A 21,348-nucleotide genomic window follows, 5' to 3' on the forward strand; every position below is an offset into this window, starting at 1 on the left:
CTCGAGGAGTAAGCCTCATGTCCGATGCGCGCGCCGCCGCCGATGAAGGCGCCGCCTGCCGCCTCTCCTTCGGGGTCGGCGGCATGACCTGCGCCTCCTGCGTCTCTCATGTCGAAAAAGCGCTGCGGGCGACGCCCGGCGTCATCGAGGCTTCGGTCAATCTCGCGACCGAGCGCGCCGATGTCGCGCTCGCACCCGGCGCCGATCTCGCCGCTCTGGCGAAAGCGGTCGGCGACGCCGGCTATGAGCCGTCCGTCGAGACCATCGAGATCGGCGTCGGCGGCATGACCTGCGCCTCCTGCGTCGCCCATGTCGAGAAAGCGCTGCGCGCCGTGCCCGGAGTCATTTCCGCCGAGGTCAATCTGGCGACCGAGCGCGCCCGCTTGCGCACGCTCGGCGACGTCGCCCCGGCGCTGAAGCGCGCCGTGACGCAGGCCGGCTATGAGCCGCGCGACATCGCCGGCGCCTCGGCCGAACGGCAGAGCGAGACGCGCGACGCCGAGGCGAGCGAGCTGCGCCGGCGCCTCCTGATCGCCGCCGCGCTGACCACGCCCGTGCTGATCCTCGAGATGGGCGCGCACACGATCCCCGGCTTCCACGAGTGGATCATGGCCACGCTCGGCCATCAGCTCCCGCGCATCATCGCTTTCGTCCTCACGACACTGGTGCTGGCGGGTCCCGGCCGCCCCTTCTACGCCAAGGGTTTTCCCTCGCTGTGGCGCGGCCATCCGGACATGAACGCGCTGGTCGCGCTCGGCACATCGGCCGCCTATCTCTATTCGGTCGTCGCCACTTTCGCACCGGCGCTGCTGCCGAGCGGCGCCGCCGATGTCTATTATGAATCCGCCTGCGTCATCATCACGCTGATCCTGTTCGGCCGCACGCTGGAGGCGCGCGCCAAGGGCCGCACGTCGGAGGCGATCCGCGCGCTCGCCAAGCTGCAGCCGAAGACCGCACGGGTGAAGCGCGACGGCGCCGAGATCGAGACGCCGATCGACGAGGTCGCCGTCGGCGATCTCGTCGTCATCCGCCCCGGCGAGCGGATCGCCACGGATGGGGTCGTCGTCGAAGGCGCGTCGCATGTCGACGAATCCATGATCAGCGGCGAGCCGCTGCCGGTCGGAAAGCACATCGGCGACGAGGTCACCGGCGGCACGGTCAACACCACCGGCGCCTTCACCTTCCGCGCGACGCGCGTCGGCGCCGACACCGCGCTCGCCGGCATCATCCGCATGGTCGAGCAGGCGCAGGGCGCGAAGCTGCCCATTCAGGCGCTGGCCGATCGCGTCACCGCCGTCTTCGTGCCCGCGGTGCTGGGGATCGCCGCGCTCACCTGCGCGGTCTGGCTCGCCTTCGGCCCGCAGCGCGACGTGTCCTATGCGCTCGTCGCCGCCGTGGCGGTGCTGATCATCGCCTGCCCTTGCGCCATGGGGCTCGCGACGCCCGCGGCGATCATGACCGGCACGGGCCGCGCGGCCGAGCTCGGCATTTTGTTCCGCAAGGGCGAGGCGCTGCAGAGCTTGCGCGATGTGACTCTCATCGCCTTCGACAAGACCGGCACGCTCACGCGCGGCAAGCCGGCGCTCACCGATCTCGAGGCGGCGGCGGGAATCGACGCCGACGAAGCCCTGCGGCTCGCGGCCAGCGTCGAGGCGCAATCCGAGCATCCGATCGCCGGCGCCGTCGTCGCCGCGGCCAAGGCGCGCGGCCTCGCGCTCGGCGCTGTGCAAAGCTTCGTCGCGACGCCGGGCATGGGCGTCACGGCGCGCGTCGATGGGCGCAGGGTCGCGGTCGGCGCGCTGCGTTTCATGACCTCGCTCGGCCTCGACGCCGGCATGTTCGCCGACACGGCCGCGCGGCTCGCCGACGAGGGCAAGACGCCGCTCTATGTCGCCATCGACGAGCGCCTCGCCGCCATCCTCTGCGTCGCCGATCCGCTCGAGGAGACGAGCGCCGCCGCCATTGCCGCGCTGCATGCGCAGGGCGTCGCCACGGCGATGATCACCGGCGACGACGAGCGCACGGCGCGCGCCATCGCAGCCAAGCTCGGCATCGACGAAGTCATCGCCGGCGTGATGCCGGCCGGCAAGGTCGAGGCGCTGCAGCGTCTGCGCGGGACGCGCAAAATCGCTTTCGTCGGCGACGGCGTCAATGACGCGCCGGCCCTCGCCGCCGCCGATGTCGGCGTCGCCATCGGCACCGGAACCGACATAGCGATCGAAGCCGCCGATGTCGTGCTGATGTCCGGCCATGTGTCGAAGGTGCCGGCGGCGCTGGCCATCTCGCGCGCCACCTTGCGCAATATCGCGCAAAATCTGTTCTGGGCCTTCGCCTATAATATCGTGCTGATTCCGGTCGCCGCCGGCGCGCTCTATCCGATCAACGGCATGCTGCTGTCGCCCATGCTCGGCGCCGGTGCCATGTCGCTGTCGAGCGTGTTCGTGCTGACCAATGCGCTGAGGCTGCGACGGTTCCGTCCGCCGGTCGAGGCTGTGGGAAGCGAGCCTGAAGGCTCGCGGTCCGACGCGCGCCCTCTGGACCGCGAGCCTTCGGGCTCGCATCTCGAAGCACTGCAAGAAGAGGAAGCCTCCATGACGACGACGTTCGAAGTTCAGGAAATGTCCTGCGGCAAATGCGTGAAGCATGTGACGCAAGCGGTGCAATCGGTCGAGCCGGAGGCGCAGGTGGCGATCGATCTCGCGACGGGCAAGGTGCAGGTGTCGCCTTCGCCCAAGGACCCGGAAGCTCTCGCCAAGGTCATCACCGACGCCGGCTATCCCGCGCGCGTCGCGGCGTGATTTCAACACGTCACGACAAGCCGCGACATAAAGGGCGGCTTCATTGCGAGGAGCGCAGCGACGAAGAACCCGCCCCACGGCCCTGGATTGCTTCGCTCCGCTCGCAATGACGAAGCTAGTGAACGAGAAAAACGAGGACGACGACAATGACGGGATCGCTGGCCGGCAAGACCCTGTTCATCACCGGCGCCAGCCGCGGCATCGGTCTCGCCATCGCTCTGCGCGCGGCGCGCGACGGCGCCAATGTCGCCGTCGCCGCCAAGAGCGTCGCCGAGAATCCCAAAATCCCCGGCACGGTGTTCACCGCCGCGGCGGAGATCGAGGCGGCGGGCGGCCGCGCGCTGGCCCTGCCCTGCGACATTCGCTTCGACGCGCAGGTCGAGGAGGCGATCGAGAAGACGGTCGGCGTGTTCGGCGCGCTCGATATTCTCGTCAACAACGCCAGCGCCATCGATCTGCGTGGGATCGACCAGCTCGAGATGAAGCGCTTCGATCTCATGCATCAGATCAATGCGCGCGGAACCTATCTCTGCGCCAAGCTCGCTCTGCCACATCTCGCAAGGGCCGAGAATCCGCATATTCTCACTCTGTCGCCGCCGCTCGATCTCGATCCGCGCTGGTTCTCGCCGAACCTCGGCTATACGATGGCCAAATATGGCATGAGCCTCGTCACCCTCGGCCTCGCGCGTGATCTCGCGGCCAAGGGAATCGCGGTCAATTCCTTGTGGCCGGAGACCGCCATCGCCACCGCCGCGGTCGGCAATCTGCTCGGCGGGCAGGAGGCGCTACGCCGCGCGCGAAAGCCCGGGATCGTCGCCGACGCCGCTCATGCGATCCTGACGCGCGAGGCGCGCGCCTGCACCGGCAATTTCTTCGTCGATGTGAATGTGTTGAAGGAGGAAGGCGAGACGGATTTCTCCAAATATGCGGTCGACCCGAAGGTCGACGCTATTTTGGATTTCTTCCTCGCAGAGCCGATCACGCGCGGCGTGCGGGCGCTGTCCTTCGCGCCCGGTCACACGAGCGCGGCGAAGCCCGAATAGATCGTGTAGAGCCCGACCAGCGAGACCAGCGCGCCAGAGAAATAGGGCGCCTTGGCGGCGATCTGCTGAAAGCCGGAGAAGCGCGTCGAGGCGTGACGCACGCCGATCGCCGCGGCGACGCCGACGGCGATCATGGTGAGGGCGAGGCCGATGCTGAAGGCGAGCACCAGCGCCGCGCCGAGAATCATGCGGTCGAGCTGCAGGCACAGCAGCAGCACGGTGATCGAGGCCGGACAGGGGATGAGCCCGCCGGTCAGCCCGAACAGCAGGATCTGCCCGGTCGTCACCCGGCGGTTGGAGAAGCGCCGCTCGATCTCCTCGGCATGGGCGCGTTCATGCGCGCCGAGAGTCTCCTCGTCGAGCGCGAGCAGCGCATCGTGAGAATGCTCATGATGATGATCATGATCGTGGTGGTGATCATGCTCATGATGCGAATGGGCCGCGACCTCGCGTCGATCCGCCCATGTGCGCCACGCCATCCATGCCGCGACCGCGAGAATGAGGACGCCCGAGGCGATCTGCAGATAAGGCTCGTTCGCCTCCGTGCTCCAGCGCGAGCCGAAATAGACTCCGCCGAGCGCGATGATCCAGACGATCGCCGTATGCGAGAGCGTCGCGGCGAGGCCGAGCAGCACCGCCTGCGCCACAGTGCCGCGCACGGCGACGATGAAGGCCGCCATCATGGTTTTCGAATGGCCAGGCTCAAGTCCGTGCAGCGCCCCGAGCGCCACCGCGGTCGGGGCGAACAGCCACGCATTGGCCGCTCCGTCACGAAAGAGATCCGCTATGTTCGACATTTACCCGCCAATCTCCGCGGCTCGGCATATACCGATTTTCGCGCGCTCTTGTAAGGGCCCCTCCTCCTTGCGCCGCAGCAGAAATAGAACTTAATGATAAATAGCGATTTTCCGAACGCTCGGAGATCGTGTCCGCGTCGGATTCTCTTGACCCGGACGCGGGGGCGGTCGATGTTGCTTCCGTCCTGCCGAAAGGGCCTTCACGGTTGTCATGAATTGCCCGTCCGCCATCCCCGCGCCCGCGGACGCCGCGCGCGGCCCGCGCCAGCGCCGCAGCGACGGCCCGCATGTGCGCTTCAGCGTCGATCGCGCCGGCATGACCGCGGCCATGCGCAGCGACTGCCTGTCGACCGGCGCGGTCTCGCGTCCGCCGCGACGCCTGCGCTCGATCATTTTCGACACCGCCGCCGACGACCTCCGCCGGCAGAATATTCTGCTGCGCGGCTATGAGATGCACGGCGCCTCCTTCGTCGAGCTGAGCTGGAGCCGCCCGGCCGACGCCGCCGGCGCGCGCAGCACGATCGAATTGCGCGTGCCCTCGCTCGAGGTCGGAGAATTGCTCGGCTGCTCCGAGGATCTGCGCCGACAGATCGCCGACCGGCCGCTCGAAGCGCGTTGCATCGCCGAGACCGAGCGCCGCGAGCGGATGATCGAGCTCGCCGACGCGCGCGTGCGCGTGCGCTTCGAGGACGGCGCCCTCGATTATTGCGGCCGACGCGCCAGCTTTCACGAGCTCGAGCTCGCGCTCGTCGAGGGCGAGGAGGCGCGGCTTTGGCGGCTCGCCGCGGAGCTGGCGCGCCGCGCGCCGCTGCGCTGCCTGCCGACGAGCGCGGCCGAGATGGCGTTGCACGAGATGGCGGGCGAGGAGATTCGCGCCGTCAAGACGAGGCGCGTGACGCTCACGCCCCGCGCCACGCTCGACGAGGCCATCGTCGCCATGGCCGGCGCCTGCCTCGACCATTTCCTCGCCAATTGGCCCGCGCTCGTGCATTCCCCGGCGCCGGAGGAGGCCATTCACCAGCTGCGCGTGGCGCTGCGGCGTCTGCGCGCCGGCCTCGGCCTGCTGAGGCGCGGCGTCGACAGCGAGGGGCTGCGGCGCGCGAGCGGGCGCGCCAAGGAAATTGCCGCGACCTTGGGCGAGGCGCGCAATCTCGACGTGCTGAAGGACATGCTCGCCGACGGAGCGCTGGCGAAGGCGAAGGACGAGCCGAGCTATTATGCGCTGCTCGACGCCGTCGAATGCCGCAGGGCGGAGCGTCACGCCGCCGCGAAGGCGTTGATCGCCGCGCCGGAGACGACGCAATTCGCGCTCGACCTGCGCGCCACCCTCGCCGCGCGCGACTGGCGCCCCGCCGTGGCCGAAGGCGAGCATACGCTCGATCCGGCCGCGGCCGGCTCAGCGCGCGTCTTCGCGCTGCGTTCGCTCGACCGGCTGCATCGCAAGGCGATGAAGAAGGCGCGCGGCCTTGCCGAGCTGACGCCGCAGCAGCGCCACGGGGCGCGCATCGCCTTCAAGAAGGCGCGCTACGGCGCCGAATTCTTCGAGTCTCTGTTCGACTCCCCCTCCCGTGCGCGCAAATATCTGAAGCGCTCGGCGGCGCTGCAGGACGCGCTCGGCGCCGCCAATGACATGGCCGTGGCCGCCGATCTGCTGCGTGCGATCGGCGAGGAACAGCCCGCCGCCGCGCCGGCGAGCGCCTTCGCCGCCGGCTGGTGCGCCCATGCGCAAGAGGCCCGCACGGCCGACTGGCGCAGAATCGAGAAATCACTGAAGTCGCTGGAGCCGTTCTGGCGGTGATCGCGCAAGAGCGAGCCTGAAGGCTCGCGGTCCAGGGGCCGCGGGCTTGGACCGCGAGCCTTCAGGCTCGCATCACTCGCGAAGAGGCCGAGGCTCGGCGCGCGCCCTTTCGCGCGGGCGCGCGAAGGCCTATGCAGCGGCGGGCCCACACTTCTTCCGAGACGCAACACATGAATGTCCTCCTCATCGGCTCCGGCGGGCGCGAGCATGCGATCGCGCTGACGCTCGCCCGCAGCCCTTCGCTGACGCGCCTCTACATCGCTCCCGGAAATCCGGGGATGGCCGAGGTCGGGAAGATCGTCGCGCTGGACGCCGCCGATCATGCGAGCGTCGCCCGCTTCTGCGCGGAGCAGGACATCGGCCTCGTCGTCGTCGGCCCCGAGCAGCCGCTCGTCGACGGCCTCGCCGATGTGTTGCGCACGGCCGGCGTCGCCGTGTTCGGCCCGTCCAAGGCGGCGGCGCGGCTCGAGGGGTCCAAGGGCTTCGTCAAGGATCTCTGCCGCGCCCACGCCATCCCCACCGCCGATTATGCGCGCTTTTCCGACAAGGACGCGGCGCTCGCGCATGTTCGCTCGCACGGCGCGCCGATCGTCGTGAAGGCCGACGGGCTCGCGGCCGGCAAGGGCGTCGTCGTCGCCGAGACGCTGGAAGAGGCGGAGCGCGCCGTCGAGGCAATGTTCGCCGGCGCCTTCGGCGCATCGGGCGCCGAGGTGGTGATCGAGGAGAAGCTCGAGGGCGAGGAGCTGTCCTTCTTCGCGATCTGCGACGGCGCCCGCGCGCTCCCCTTCGCCTCGGCGCAGGATCACAAGCGTGTCGGCGAAAGCGACACCGGGCCCAACACCGGCGGCATGGGGGCCTATTCGCCGGCGCCGGCGGCGACCGCCGAGGTGGAAGCGCAGATCATGAGCCGCATCGTCGCGCCGACGCTCGCGGCGATGCGCGAGATGGGCGCGCCCTTCTCCGGCGTCTTGTTCGCCGGGCTGATGCTGACGCGGGATGGGCCGAAGCTGATCGAGTTCAATGTCCGCTTCGGCGATCCGGAGACGCAGGCGATGCTGCCGCGGCTCGAGGATGATCTGCTGGAGCTGATGCGCGCCGCAGCGGCAGGCGCGCTGCCGACGCGAAGGCCGCGCTTCTCGCCGCGCGTCGCGTTGACCGTGGTGCTGGCGGCGCGGGGTTATCCGGGAACGCCGCTGACGGGAACCGAAATCCGTGGGCTCGAACGCGCGGGCGCGCTCGAAGGGGTCGTCGTCACTCATGCAGGGACGCGCCGCGACGGCGCGCGGCTTCTCGCAGCGGGCGGGCGCGTGCTGAACGTCACCGCTCTCGCCGACACGGTGAGCGAGGCGCAACGCCGCGCCTATGCGGGCGTCGACGCGATCGACTGGCCGGAAGGATTCTGCCGCCGCGACATCGGCTGGCGCGCTGCGGCGCGCGAGCGCGCGGGCGCCGACAAGATCACGCCCGCTCTCGCCGGCGTGCCGGAGACCATGCTGTGGACGCTGCACAATCGCGCCGGCGAGGCGATGCGCTCGGACGGCGTGCTGAAGGACGCCAAGACGCTCGAGATCTATCGCGCGCTCGATTATGATTACGAAGGCGCTTTCGGGCCTGCGACGCCGTCGCACGCCGCGCGCGCCGCCTTCTTCGACGAGGAGCTGCGCGGCTTTCTCGCCACGCATCCCGATGGCGTCATCGTCAATCTCGGCGAGGGCCTGGAGACGCATCGCTATCGCGTCGGCGGCGCCGACGCGCTGTGGATCACCGTCGACCTTCCCGAATCGATCGCCATCCGCGAGCGCTTCATCGCGCCCGACGATCATCATCTCCATATCGCGATGAGCGCACTCGACCGCCGCTGGTTCGACGCGGTTCCGCCGGGACGGCCGGTCTACATCACCGCGCAAGGACTGCTGATGTATCTGCCGCCGCAGGAGGTGGCGTCGCTGATCGCAGATATGGCGCAGCGCTTTCCCGGCGCGTCCTTCTGCTTCGATCATGTGCCGCGCTGGCTCTCGAAGCAGACGCTCGAAGGCTATAAGCCGGGGCCGAATTTCACCGTGCCGCATATGCCCTGGGGCCTCAACCGCAGCGAGATCGCGCCGGCCCTGCGCGACTGGGCCGGGATCGAGCAGGTCGAGACCTTCGATTACCGGCTCTATCGCGGATGGCGCGGGCTCATCTTCGGCTGGCTGTCGCAGCTGCCCTTCGCACGCGAGCGTCTCCCCGCGATCACGCGCGCGGCGTTCCTATAGAGATTCAGAGCGCGAGGCCAGCCTCGCGCAAGCGTCGCGCCGTTAGCCTGCGGCGATCCGCGCGTCGCCGGTCCGGCGCGAGGAGCGGAGCGTTTGTGGCCCGCGGCTCGTCGCGCGCGCCGACGCCCGAGCAGCGGGGCTCCCATGTCGGTCATCTCCTCCCTCACCACTTGGCAGGTCGCCCATCTCACGACGACCATCATGCGCCAGCTCGACACGGAGGATATCGAAGCCTTCTCCACCTCGCAGATCGCCGCGCTGACCGCGACGCAGCTCAACAATCTCTCGACCACCAATCTCGAAACGATGTCTTCGACGCAGGTGGCGGCGCTCTCGCGCGCCGCGCTGATGGGGCTCTCGCTCGGACAATTCGAGGTGTTGGCCGCGGACGATCTTTCCGCCTTCACGACGACGCAGATGGCCGCGCTGACGTCCACTGAAGTCAATGACCTCACCACGACGCAAGTCCACTCGCTCGCCGACACGCAGCTCGCGGCGCTGGCCGCGTCGCAGATCGGCGCCTTGTCGACGACGCAGCTCGCCAATCTCACGACGACGCAGATCGGCGCGCTGTCGACGACGCAGGCGCGCAGCCTTACCTCGACGCAGCTCAATGCGCTGTCGCTCGATCAGATCATCGCGCTCACCGTCGGCAATCTCTCGGCCGGCCAGATCGCGAAGCTCGACGCGACCGAGGTCGACAATCTGACGACGACGCAGCTCGCCTCGCTGGGCGCGACGCAGATCGCCGCTCTGTCGACGACCGCGATCAACAGCCTCACCGTCGACGATCTGCAGTCTTTGACCACGACGCAGACGGCGCGACTCGCGGCGTCACAAATCACCGCGCTCACCACGACGCAGCTCGCCAATCTCACCACCACGCAGCTCGCAGCATTGACGACCACGCAGGTTCGCAGCCTCACGCAGACGCAGCTCACCAGCATGACGGCGACGCGGATGCAATCATTGTCTGTCGCCGGCTTCTCCTATGCGCAGATCGCCAATCTCTCGACCACCGCTTTCGGCAATCTCTCCACGGATCAGATCGCCGCTTTCTCGGCGACGCAGATCGGCGCCTTGTCGACGACCGCGCTCAACGGCCTGGAAGCGACGCTTCTGCAATCGTTGACGACGACGCAGGCCGCAGCGCTCACCGCAGCGCAGGTCGCCGGACTCACCTCGACACAGATCGACAATCTCACGACGACGCAGCTCGGCGCATTGACGACCGTGCAAGCGCGCGCGCTCACGACGACGCAGCTCGGCGCCATGTCCGCGACCGAGATCGAAGCGCTGCCGGCCACGCGGCTCTCGGCCGCGCAAATCACCGCCCTCACCGCGGACGGGCGGGGCGAGCTCTCCGCGACTCAGCTCGCGGCGCTCGTGACGACGCAGATGTCCGCGCTGACGAGCACATTCCTCAACGCGCTCGCGACCACCGAGATTCAGGCGTTCACGGCGACGCAGGCGGCGGCGCTGACCGCCGTGCAGATCGGCGCGCTGGGAACGGATACGCTGCACAGATTGTCGACGTCGCAGCTCGCCGATCTGACGACGACGCAGACGCGCGCGCTGACGAAAACCCAGATCGCCGCGCTGACGACGACCGAGGTGCAGGCGCTGCCGGCCGAACGCCTCTCCTCCGCGCAGATCGCCGCCGCCGACGCCGATACGCTGGCGCGGTTCTCGACCACGCAATTTTCCACGCTGACCTCCACGCAGATCGCCGCTCTGACCTCGACGCAGCTCGATTCGTTCACGACCACTCGCATCGCCGCGCTGACGACGACGCAGACGAGCGGATTCGGCGCGGCGCAGCTCGCCTCGCTCGACACCAGGCAGATCGGCGCGCTCGCCGCGACGCAAATGTCGGCGCTGGCGTCGCGCGCGCTCACCGGCCTCGTCGACACGCAAGTGGAGGCGCTTACGCAGACCCAGCTCGCAGCGCTCTCGACCACGCAGATCGCCGGCCTTTCGGTCACCGGGATCAGCGGCCTCACCAGCGATCAGATCGACGGCCTCGCCTCGAGCCAGCTCGACGCTCTGACCGCCGCGCAGCTGCGCGCGCTCAACGAGACGCAGATCGCCGCCTTCGGCCCGGATCAGTTCGCCGCGCTCACGACGAACGATATTTCCGCCTTCACCTCGTCACAGCTCGATGATTTCTCGGCGACGCAGCTCGACGCGCTGACGACGGCGCAATTCGCCGCGCTCGCCTCTTCCGCGCTCGCCGGCCTCTCGACGCAGCAGATCGCCGGCGTCTCCACGACGCAAATCGCGGTAATGTCGACGACGCAACTCAAGAGCCTCTCCGCCGATCAGCTCGGGGCCTTGACCGCGTCACAACTCGCGGTGCTGCAGACGACGCAAATCTCGGCGTTCTCGTCGACCGCCGTCGCCGGACTCTCGGCGACCGAGGCCGCCGCGCTCACGACGCGACAAATCGGCTCGCTGACATCGACGCAGCTCGCGGCGATGGCGGAGACGCAGATCGCGGCGCTCTCGACGACGCAGGTGAGCGCGCTGGCGTCGACGGCGCTGGTCGGCATCGGGACGACGCAAATCCGTGCGCTGACAACCACGCAGCTCGGCGCGCTCACCACGACGCAGATCGCCGCCATCGGAGCGGCCGCCTTCAGCGCCATGTCGACCACCGACATAGCGACGCTGTCGACGACGCAGATCGGCGCCGTGACGGCGACGCAGCTGCGCGCCCTCGCGGACACGCAGATCGCCGCGCTCGGGGAGTCGCAGCTCACCGCGTTCACGACGACGCAGATGGCGGCGCTGTCGACGGCCGGCCTCGGCGGATTGTCGAGCACGGACATCGCCACGCTCAGCGTCACGCAGATCGGCGCCCTGGCGACGACGCAGATGGCGGCGCTGGTCGACACGCAGCTCGCCGCGCTCACATCGACGCAGATCGCCGCTCTGTCCTCACGCCAGATCTCCGGCCTCTCGTCGGACGCGATTTCGAGCCTTTCGACGAGCGTTCTGACGACGCTGACGACGACGCAATTGCGCGGCCTCGCCGCCACGCAGATCGGCGCCCTGACGACATCGCAGATCGGCGCGCTGACGACGACGCAGCTCACCGCGCTGACGACGACGGAGATCGGCGGACTGACTTCCACACAGGCGGCGGCGCTGACGACAACAGAGATCGGCGCGCTGACGACGACGCAGATTTCCGCGCTCGGCTACGCCGCCGTCGGCGCGCTGAACACGACCGTCGTCGCGGGCCTCTCGACGACGCAGCTGCGCGCGCTCACCTCCACGCAGATGAATGCCCTCGGCGCGACGCAGATCGCCGCGCTCGGCCTCGATCAGCTCGCGGCTCTGACGAGCACGCAAATCACCGGCCTCTCGACCACGGCCGTCGCCGCCTTGACGACTAGCGCCATCGACGCGCTGGCGACGACACAGCTGCGCGCGATGGCCTCCATTCAGCTCGGCGCCGTGACCACGACCGGGCTCTCCGCCCTCACGACCGCCGATGTCGCGGCGCTGACGACGACCGAGCTCGGCGGACTGACGCAGACACAGCTCGCAAGCCTCGCCGCGACGCAATTCGACGCGTTCGCCACGACGCAGCTCGCCGTGCTCTCGACCAGCGCGATCGCCGGCCTGACGGCGACACGGATCGCGGCTCTGGCCTCGACGCAGATCGGCGCGCTGACCGCAACGCAGATCGGCGCGCTCGCCACGACCCAGATCGACGCGATGACAACGACGGAAATCGCATCGCTCACCGCGACGCAGTCGCGCGGCCTCGTCTCGACCCAGATCGGCGAGCTCAGCGCGACGCAGATCGCCGCGCTGACGACGACGACGATCCGCGCGTTGACGTCGACCGCCATTGCTGGACTCGCGGCGACGCAGATCGGCCTCTTCTCCACCACTCAGCTCGCCAATGTCACCTCGACGCAGATCGCCGCGCTCTCGACCACGGCCGTCGCCGGGCTGACGCCGGAAGAGGTCGGCGCGCTGACGACGACGCAGTTCCGCAGCCTCGCCGCCACCGGAATCGCGGCGCTGACGACGACGCAGATCGGCGCGCTCACATCGGAGCAGATCGGCCAGCTCGTCACGACGCAGCTCGCCGGGTTGACGGCGACGCAAATGGGCGCCTTCTCGACGACACAGCTAGCCCTTCTGACGACGACGCAGATCGGCGCGCTGACGAGCGACGCCATCGGCGGATTGACTCAGACCGACGTCGGGGCGCTCACGACCACGCAGTTCTCCGCGCTCTCGGCCGCGCAGATCGGCGGCTTCACCACGATTGGCGTCGCCGGCCTCACGACGACGCGCATCGGGGCGCTCGCCAGCACGCAGCTCGCCGCCTTCTCCTCGACCGCGATCGGCGCCTTCGACACGACGCAATTCGATTCGCTGACGACGACGCAGCTCAAGCAGCTCACCGCGTTCGAGCTCGGTGGATTGACCTCGACACAGGTCGCCACGCTCGACTCCACTGATCTGCAAGCGCTCTCCGCCGCGCAGATCGCCGCGCTCTCCTCGACCGGAGTCTCCGGCTTGGTCGTCACGCAGATCGCCGCGCTCTCCGCCACTCAGTCCGCCGCCTTGACGGCAACGCAGATCGCCGCGCTCTTGCCGACGGCGATCGCCGGTCTCGATCCATCGGAGCTCGCCGCGCTGACGACGACGCAATTCTCCAGCATTTCGGCCACCGCCTTCGGGGCGCTGACGACGGCGCAATTGGCGAGCCTCGCCACGACGCAGATCGCGCTGCTGTCGACCACGGAGATGAGCGGCTTCACGGCGACCCAGACGGCGACGCTGTCGTCGACGCAGTTTTCCGCGCTGGCGGCGACGCAGATCGGCGCGCTGTCGAGCGACGGAATCGCCGGGCTGACCACGACGCAGATCGCGACGCTCACCACGACGCAATTTACCGGACTGGAAACGACGCAGATCAGCGCGCTGACGGCGACGCAGGCGCAAGCGCTCACCACCACCGAGATCCAGGCATTGACGGCGGTCCAGCTCTCCGGCCTGATCCGCGAGCAGCTGCGCGCGCTGACGACGACGCAGCTCGGCGCTCTCGACACCACGCAAGTGGCCGCGCTCGCGACGACGCAGATCGTCGATCTGACGACGACGTCGCTCTCCGCTCTCACCAGCGCGCAATTTTCAGCGCTGACCTCGACCCAGGTCGGCGCGCTGACGACGCAGCAGCTCAACAATCTCGAAGCGACGACCTTGTCGTCCTTCTCCGGCCGCCAGCTCTCGGGACTGACGACGACGCAGGTCGCGGCCTTCTCGACGACGGCGATCGCGGCGCTGACCACCACCGAGCTCGAGGCGCTGAACGGCAATCAGGTGGCGGCGTTCACGACGACGCAGCTCGCGAGCATGACCACTGCGCAGATCGACGCGCTCGCGCAGGCGGTGTCGTGAGACGAGCGCGACGTCAATGGCCGAAGTGGAACTGAATGCCGATTGAGCGCCCGCCGGGCGGCGCCGGAAAGGGCGCGCCGCGACGAACGGCTGCCACAGCAGCCGCGTCCAGCTCCGTAAAGCCGCTCGACCGCGCGATCGCCTGATGAACGAGATGGCCGTCGCCATCGACATAGAAGACCACCACGCCGCGATTGGGTGTCGGCTTTCCGCGCAGCGACGGGGGAGTGCGCATATGCGGCATGATGATCCCGTAGAGGACGGTCAAATAGCCTGGGTTCGCGGTGCCGCCGCTCACCGGGGACGGCTTGGATTTGCCGCCGAATTTGAATTCGGGCAAGGGCTCCAATGAGGCGAGCTGCTCGGCGATCGACTTCGGCTTGGGCTCCGGCGAGGCCTTGATCTCCACCTGCCCTTGCGTCTCCTCGGGCTGCGCCTGCGGCTCGAGCTTCGCCTCCTCCACCACTTCGGCGTCCTTCTTGTCCTCCTCCGCCTTGGGCCGCTCGGGAGCCAGCTCCGCCGTCGCCTCCTTCTGCCGCTGCGGATCGGCCGCGGCCTCGGGCGAGGACTTGGCGGCGCGCGCGGCGTTGGCCGGCGCCTGATGCTGCGCCTTGGTCTCCTGGTCGGGCGCCTCGCGCTCGAGCGGTTCCTGATTGGCGGCGCGCGGCGCGTCATAAGCCGGCTTCTCGTCGAGAACGAGCTTCTGCTGCGGCGGCTTTTCCTTGGGCTTCGGCTGTTCCTTTTCAGGCTCCGGCTCGGGCTCCGGCGGCGGCTCGGGCTCCGGCGGCGGTTGCTGCGGCGGCGGCTCGACGATCACCTCGACCGGAACCTCCTGCTCCGCGTTGTCGAAAGTGCTCGCCTGCTCGTAGAGCACGATCGCCAGCAGCACGAGATGCACAATGGCCGAGACGATGAGGGGCGCGTGCCGGCGCCGCTCCGGCGCCGTGACGATCGCGTCGGGCGCGGGCGCGGGAGGCTCGACCGGATCCGCCTGAGACGTCATGAAGAGAGAGGGCCTCCGTCCGCGCCGACCGGGGGCCGCTCCGAAGCGCGGCGAGGCGCGTCGATGCGGATAAGGGGTCTCATCGGCGAGCGCGATCCGTTATCTTCGAGAGGAATCACAGAAAAGCGGTCGAGGTTCAAGCCCGCAAAGACAGCCTGCGCGCTGTGACGCGCGATTGCGCCTTTTTTCTGACCCGCGAGAGCTCGACTGCGTCACGCGACGATGAGGCGGCGTCAGTGCGAGGAGCGAAGCGACGAAGAAAAGGGCCGCCCAGCGGCTCATTCGCAATGACGGCCCGAGGCCCGCCTCACGGGCAATGGATGTAATAGCCGCCCGAAATCTCCGCGATGCGGCCCTCGGCGTCCGCCGACCAGCGCGCTGCTCCGCCGCGCCGACAATGGTCCTCCAGATCGGCGGCGCGGTCGAAGCCGGCCTCCTTGCGGCGAAGGTCGATGCGAAAGCCCTGCTCCTGCAGCGCGCGGACCATCGCCGTCTCCGGCGAGCCCGGCGGAAAGCGCTCGCGCAGCCGGGCCTGGAACGCCTCCTGCGCGCCCTGCGCCTGCGAATCGCCGAGCCCCAGCAGCAGCTCGGGCATGGAAGGCGCGGAGCGCATCCACCAGAGCCGCAGTCCGAAGCTGAACAGGAACACGAGCAGCAGCAGAGCCCCGGCGGCGAATTTCAGCGTCGATGATCTCGTCATAGGCGACGCGTCGCCCCCGCCAGCCATTTGCGCGTCGGCGCGTCGAGATGCGGCGACAGCTCCTTGCGCACGCGGGCGTGATAGGCGTTGAGCCAGCGCGTCTCCTCCGGCGTCAGCAGCGCGGGATCGACCGAGGCGAGATCGAAGGGCGCGAGCGTCAGGGTCTCGAAGCCGAGCATCTCGCGCTCGGCCCCGGCGACGCTGCGCTTCTCGACGACGATGAGATTCTCGAGGCGGATTCCATATTCGCCGGCGCGGTAATAGCCGGGCTCGTCGGAGAGGATCATGCCCGGACGCAGCACCGTCGTCCCCATTTTGGAGATGCGCTGCGGCCCTTCATGCACCGAGAGATAGGCGCCGACGCCATGGCCTGTGCCATGATCGAAATCGAGGCCGGCCTCCCACAGGCTGCGCCGCGCGAAGCCGTCGAGCTGCGCGCCGGAGACGCCTGTGGGAAACACAGCGCTCGCGACGCCGATATGACCCTTGAGCACGCGGGTGAAATGGTTGCGAAACATCTTCGTCGGCCGGCCGACGGCGACGGTGCGCGTCACATCGGTGGTGCCGTCGAGATATTGCGCGCCCGAATCGACGAGATAGACGCCGCGGCCGATCGGCAGATCGCTCGCCTGCGTCACGCGGTAATGCGGAATGGCGGCGTGCGGGCCGAAGGCGGAGATGGTGGGGAAGGAGAGGTCGCGCAGCTCGCCGGTCTCGTCCCGAAACGTCTCCAGCGCCTGCGCCGCGGAAATCTCGGTGAGCCGGCCCTTGGGCGCGGCGCCGGCGAACCAGGCCAGAAAGCGCGTCAGCGCCACGCCGTCGCGCAGATGCGCCGCGCGCGCGCCGTCGAGCTCGGTGGCGTTCTTGATCGCCTTCAGAAGCGCGATCGGATCGTCGCCGAGGCGGGGGCGCCCGCCGGCCGCGCGGAAGAGATCGACGAGCCGCGCCGGCGCGGTGGATGAGTCGAACATCACCGTCTCGCCGCGCCGTCCCGCCTCGGCGAGATCCTCGGCGACCCGCTCGGCCGACTCCACATCGGCGAAGCGCTCCAACGACGCGCGCGTCTTGGCCGTGAGCTTCGCGGCGTCGAAATAGAGCCGCGGCCGGCCCTCTCTCGGCAGCAGCGCGAAGCCGAGCGCGATCGGCGTGTAGGCGACATCGGCGCCGCGCAGGTTGAAGGTCCAGCAGAGCGCATGCGGATCGGAGACGAGCAGCGCGTCGGCGCCCGCCATCTCCTTGCGCACGCGCGCGATCTTGGCGGCGGCGGAGAGGCCGGCGAGGCGCGGCGGATAGAGCGAGACGGCGCCCTGCGGCGCCGGCGGGCGGTCGCTCCAAACCGCGTCGAGCGGATTGCCGTCGAGCGGGACGAGCTCGACCGTCTTGCCGTCCAGCGCCTTGGCGTAACGCTCGATCTGCGCTGGCGTATGCACCCAGGGGTCATAGCCGACGCGCGCGCCGGCCGGCGCATGATCGGCGAGCCAGCGCGCCGGCGTCGTGACGCCGATGTCGATGACGGCGAAACTCTTCGCGTCGACCTGCTCGGGCGCCTGCAGCGTGTAGCGCCCGTCCACGAACAGCGCCGCCTCCTTCTCCAGCACCACGGCGACGCCGGCCGAGCCGGTGAAGCCGGTGAGCCAAGCGAGGCGCTCGGCCGATTTCGGCACATATTCGTTCTGGTGCTCGTCCGCGCGCGGAACGATCAGCCCATCGACGCCGAGCCGCGACAATTCGGCGCGCAGCCGCATGAGGCGCAAGGCGCCGTCCTCGGAGGCGGCGTCGTCGGCGAAGCTCTGGAATCTGCTCTCGAACATTTTTGCAGCCTATGCCTTCCCCACCGCGGCGGCAATATCGCGCCCGGTTTCGAGGCCTTCACAGCTCGTTTAGCAACTCCCGTGCAAGCGCCGCCGTAACGCTGAAATAGAGTCTGGTCATTACCCCGAACTCGAAGCTTTGGGGCCTCAGCGGCCGCGCTCTGGCCAGATGGGGCGTTCTGCGTTAGAAGGTTATTGGGAATTTCGGGTCCAGTGTCGTCACAGGGTCTTGCGAGAGGTGATTCGCGTCGCGGGATCGGGTCGGAAAAGCGGGGCGAGAATGACTCTCATCCGGAAGATCGGGCGCTTCGCCCCCTACGGCGTCGCCGCTGGCGGCGCGCTCGCCTTGAGCGCCTGCAACGACTCGGGGCTTTCGCAGCGCTCTCTGCAGCCGATCCCGCCCGAGACGCTGGCGCTGATGGAGCAGGCCGGGGTCACCAAGGAATCGCCGACGCTCATCCGCAGCTACAAGAAGGAATCCGAGTTTCAGATTTGGAAGCAGCGGCCCGACGGCCGCTATGTCTATCTGAAGACTTTTCCGATGTGCCGCTGGTCCGGCCAGCTCGGCCCCAAGGTGCGCGAGGGCGACCGTCAGGCGCCGGAGGGTTTCTACTCGATCACGCCGGGGCAGATGAACCCTAATTCGTCCTATTACCTCTCCTTCAACGTCGGCTATCCCAACGCCTATGACCGCGCGCTCGGCCATGGCGGCGGCTCCATCATGGTGCATGGCGCCTGCTCCTCGGCCGGCTGCTTCTCGATGACCGACCATCAGATCTCCGAGATCTATGCGATCCTGCGCACATCCTTCAACAATGGCCAGCGCGCCATTCAGATGCAGTCCTATCCATTCAAGATGACGGCGGAAAATCTCGCCAAGCATCGCCTCGATCCGCATATCGGCTTCTGGAAGCAGCTCAAGAACGGCTCGGATCATTTCGAGACCGCCTGGCGCGAGCCGACGGTCGGCGTGTGCGGACATCATTATGTGTTCGACGCCGCGCCCACGGCCGGCCATTCGCTCGACGCCGGCGCGCCCTGCCCCGCGCTGCGGCAGGACCCGCAGATCGAATCGCTGGTCGCCGAAAAAGCGGCCAAGGACGACGCCAAGATCGCCGAGCTGGTCGCCGCCGGCGTGAAGCCGGTGCGCGTCGTCTATCAGGACGGCGGGCAACATCCGGACTTCACCGCCCGCATCGCCGAGGTCAGCCGGCCCGACGCGTTGACCGCGCCGCCGACCGAGATCCTCATAGAGGAAAAGCCCATCAAGGCGCCGATCCGGATCGCCGCCGCCAAATCTCCTGTCGTCGCCTTGGCCGCGGCCAAGGCCGCGCGCGTCCAGGCGGCGGAAGCCTCGCCGGCGACGACCGTCGCCATCGCTCCTGCCGCCGCAGCTCCTGCGCCCACAGCCCCTGCCGCGGTCGCGGAGACGGAGCTCGAATCGACCAAGCTCGCGGCCCTCGCCGCAGGCGCCGGCGCGATCGGCGGGTTGTTCGGCCTGCGCAGGGAGGCCGAGGCGCCCGCCGCTACGACCGTCAGCGACGTCGCGAAGTCCGAGCCGGCGCCCGCACAGCCTGCCGCCGTCAAGCCGCCAGCGCCCCCTCGCCGCGCCGAGCTGAAGAAGCCGCAGGCGTCCATCGCGACGAAAAAGCCCGAGGCGTCGATCGAAAAGGCGAAGACGCCGAGAGCGGAAGCCGCGCCGGCTCACATCCTCCCCGCGATCGCCACAGCGAGCCTGCGCGACGCCGCTCCGGCGACGCCGCTGGCGTCCCAGCGGCCCTGAGCCGCGGCGCGCTAATCCGAAAGGGCGCGTGAGCGGAGTGCTGCGGCATCCCCCATTCGGGGGATACGCGCTCGTCCTGCGGGTGCTACGGATAGGCTGCACGCCGAACCCGAGCCCGCGACATGGACCATTCCGTCCCCATCAGCCTCGCAGCGCAACGCTCTTGCGCGCAGACACAGCCGTCATGGGCGCCTCGCGACCCTGAGCGATCCACGCAAGTCGACGCCGAAGCCGGCCTCGATGATCGTGAATGGGCGCTGCTCGCGCCTTTCTTGATCGAGAGAGGACCGAAGCGGGGGCGTTCGCCGCGAGACCATCGGCGCGTCCTCGACGGCGTCTTGTGGACCGCGCTGAGCGGCGCGCCCTGGCGCGACCTGCCCGAGCGCTATGGCAATTGGAGCTCCGTCTATCGCCAATTCCTGCGCTGGAGCCGGCTCGGCCTGCTGGAGCGGATGCTGGAGGCCGCGACGAACGAGCCCCCGATGGCCGAACGTCTCGCGGCCGTCCGCGCGCTCGCCGCCCGCCGCCGGTCGGACAGACGCGGCGGCCGGCGCTGAGCGAGGTCAGAAGGTCGGCTCTATGCCGCCCGTCGCCAGAAAATGCTCGAGCCAGTGGATGTCATAGACTCCGTTCTGCACATCGGCGTTGCGCACCAGCGTGCGGAACAACGGCAAGGTCGTGTCGATGCCGTCGACGATGAATTCGTCGAGCGCGCGCCGCAGGCGCATCAGCGCCTCGGTGCGATTGCGGCCATGCACGATCAGCTTGCCGATCAGCGAGTCATAGTTCGGCGGGATCGTGTAGCCCTGATAGGCCGATGAATCGACGCGCACGCCGACGCCGCCCGGCGGGTGATAATAGGCGATGCGCCCGGGCGAGGGCCGAAAGCTCGACGGGTGCTCGGCGTTGACGCGGCACTCGATCGCATGGCCCCAGAACCAGATGTCTTCCTGCCGCATCGACAGCGGCGAGCCGGCCGCGACCCGGATTTGCTCGCTGACGAGATCGACGCCGGTCACCGCCTCGGTCACCGGATGCTCGACCTGGATGCGCGTGTTCATCTCGATGAAATAGAAGGCGCCATTCTCATAGAGGAATTCGATCGTGCCGGCGCCGGCATATTTCAATTCGCGCATCGCCGCGGCGCAGACCTCGCCGATCTCGGCGCGCTGCTCGTCGTTGAGCGCGGGCGACGGGCTTTCCTCCCACACTTTTTGGTGGCGACGCTGAAGCGAGCAATCGCGCTCGCCGAGATGGATGGCTGCGCCCTTGCCGTCGCCGAACACCTGGATTTCGATGTGGCGCGGCTTCTCGAGATATTTCTCGAGATAGACCGTGTCGTCGCCGAAGGCGGCCTTTGCCTCGGTGCGCGCAGTGGGAATGGCGATGGCGAGCTCGGTGTCGTTGCGCGCGACCTTCATGCCGCGTCCGCCGCCGCCCGAGGCCGCTTTCACCAGCACCGGATAGCCGATCTTCGCGGCGACGCGCGCGCCTTCGATCTCGTCGGCGATCGGGCCGTCCGAGCCCGGCACGCACGGAATGCCGAGGCGCCGCGCCGTCGCCTTGGCCTCGATCTTGTCGCCCATCAGCCGGATGTGCTCGGCCTTCGGCCCGATGAAGGTCAGCCCGTGCTCGGCCACGATCTCGGCGAAACGGGCGTTCTCCGAGAGGAAGCCATAGCCCGGATGCACGGCGTCGGCGCCGGTGATCTCGCAGGCCGAGAGCAGCGAGGGAATGTTGAGATAGGAGTCGCGCGCCGCCGGCGGTCCGATGCAGACGGATTCGTCGGCGAGCTTCACATGCATCGCATCCGCGTCCGCCGTCGAATGCACGGCGACCGTGGCGATGCCGAGCTCCTTGGCGGCGCGCAGGATGCGAAGCGCGATCTCGCCGCGATTGGCGATGAGGATCTTGTCGAACATCGGCGGCCCCA

The 21,348-nt window shown here is 68.8% G+C and carries 12 protein-coding genes and 1 pseudogene; 8 read left to right on the forward strand and 5 right to left on the reverse strand.

The annotated features are described in order from the left end of the window. Nucleotides 1-17: 17 nt before the first annotated feature. Together CQW49_RS04965 and CQW49_RS04970 are read left to right on the forward strand one after the other, a co-directional pair. Entirely contained in the window at nucleotides 18-2,798 is a 2,781-nt protein-coding gene (locus CQW49_RS04965) for a heavy metal translocating P-type ATPase (protein ID WP_003610660.1), read from the forward strand. Nucleotides 2,799-2,944: 146 nt separating this feature from the next. Then, entirely contained in the window at nucleotides 2,945-3,841 is an 897-nt protein-coding gene (locus CQW49_RS04970) for an SDR family oxidoreductase (RefSeq protein WP_003610658.1), read from the forward strand. Here the strand turns inward: CQW49_RS04970 and CQW49_RS04975 are convergent. After that, on the reverse strand, nucleotides 3,814-4,638 hold the full coding sequence (locus tag CQW49_RS04975; protein ID WP_003610656.1) for a nickel/cobalt efflux transporter: 825 nt from the start codon (nucleotides 4,636-4,638) through the stop codon (nucleotides 3,814-3,816). The two genes, CQW49_RS04970 and CQW49_RS04975, sit on opposite strands and share 28 nt — an antisense overlap. A 211-nt stretch (nucleotides 4,639-4,849) precedes the next feature. Between CQW49_RS04975 and CQW49_RS04980 the strand changes: the two genes are divergently transcribed. From CQW49_RS04980 to CQW49_RS24370, 4 genes and pseudogenes are all read left to right on the forward strand, one after another. Further along, nucleotides 4,850-6,436, forward strand: a complete 1,587-nt coding sequence (locus CQW49_RS04980; protein ID WP_003610654.1) for a CYTH and CHAD domain-containing protein — start codon at nucleotides 4,850-4,852, stop codon at nucleotides 6,434-6,436. Nucleotides 6,437-6,606: 170 nt separating this feature from the next. Next, a pseudogene (gene purD, locus CQW49_RS25410) lies at nucleotides 6,607-7,878 on the forward strand (phosphoribosylamine--glycine ligase); the annotation flags it as partial. A gap of 84 nt (nucleotides 7,879-7,962) precedes the next feature. After that, on the forward strand, nucleotides 7,963-8,691 hold the full coding sequence (locus CQW49_RS25415) for a class I SAM-dependent methyltransferase (RefSeq protein ID WP_244441384.1): 729 nt from the start codon (nucleotides 7,963-7,965) through the stop codon (nucleotides 8,689-8,691). Between the two features lie 144 nt (nucleotides 8,692-8,835). Further along, nucleotides 8,836-14,118: a beta strand repeat-containing protein gene (locus CQW49_RS24370; protein WP_003610649.1), complete on the forward strand. Its 5,283-nt coding sequence runs from the start codon at nucleotides 8,836-8,838 to the stop codon at nucleotides 14,116-14,118. 13 nt (nucleotides 14,119-14,131) lie between these two features. On the opposite strand, the gene CQW49_RS04995 is transcribed toward CQW49_RS24370, so the two are convergent. The 3 genes from CQW49_RS04995 to CQW49_RS05005 all read right to left on the reverse strand — a co-directional run bounded on the left by CQW49_RS04995 (nucleotide 14,132) and on the right by CQW49_RS05005 (nucleotide 17,632). Further along, complete coding sequence (locus tag CQW49_RS04995) at nucleotides 14,132-15,121, reverse strand: TonB family protein (protein ID WP_003610647.1); 990 nt, start codon at nucleotides 15,119-15,121, stop codon at nucleotides 14,132-14,134. 307 nt (nucleotides 15,122-15,428) lie between these two features. After that, complete coding sequence (locus CQW49_RS05000; RefSeq protein ID WP_003610644.1) at nucleotides 15,429-15,821, reverse strand: hypothetical protein; 393 nt, start codon at nucleotides 15,819-15,821, stop codon at nucleotides 15,429-15,431. Beyond that, nucleotides 15,818-17,632: an aminopeptidase P family protein gene (locus CQW49_RS05005; protein ID WP_003610642.1), complete on the reverse strand. Its 1,815-nt coding sequence runs from the start codon at nucleotides 17,630-17,632 to the stop codon at nucleotides 15,818-15,820. Before CQW49_RS05005 ends, CQW49_RS05000 begins: the two co-directional genes overlap by 4 nt. Nucleotides 17,633-17,912: 280 nt before the next feature. Between CQW49_RS05005 and CQW49_RS05010 the strand changes: the two genes are divergently transcribed. Further along, on the forward strand, nucleotides 17,913-19,415 hold the full coding sequence (locus CQW49_RS05010) for a L,D-transpeptidase family protein (protein ID WP_003610640.1): 1,503 nt from the start codon (nucleotides 17,913-17,915) through the stop codon (nucleotides 19,413-19,415). Nucleotides 19,416-19,537: 122 nt separating this feature from the next. Further along, a complete protein-coding gene (locus CQW49_RS26025) occupies nucleotides 19,538-19,972 on the forward strand; it encodes a transposase (protein ID WP_003610638.1) in 435 nt (144 codons plus the stop codon). A 6-nt stretch (nucleotides 19,973-19,978) separates the two neighbouring features. Here the strand turns inward: CQW49_RS26025 and accC are convergent, their stop codons facing one another. Then, complete coding sequence (accC, locus tag CQW49_RS05020; RefSeq protein ID WP_003610636.1) at nucleotides 19,979-21,337, reverse strand: acetyl-CoA carboxylase biotin carboxylase subunit; 1,359 nt, start codon at nucleotides 21,335-21,337, stop codon at nucleotides 19,979-19,981. Nucleotides 21,338-21,348: the final 11 nt, after the last annotated feature.

Origin of the sequence: Methylosinus trichosporium OB3b, assembly GCF_002752655.1 — a bacterium.
GTDB lineage: Bacteria > Pseudomonadota > Alphaproteobacteria > Rhizobiales > Beijerinckiaceae > Methylosinus > Methylosinus trichosporium.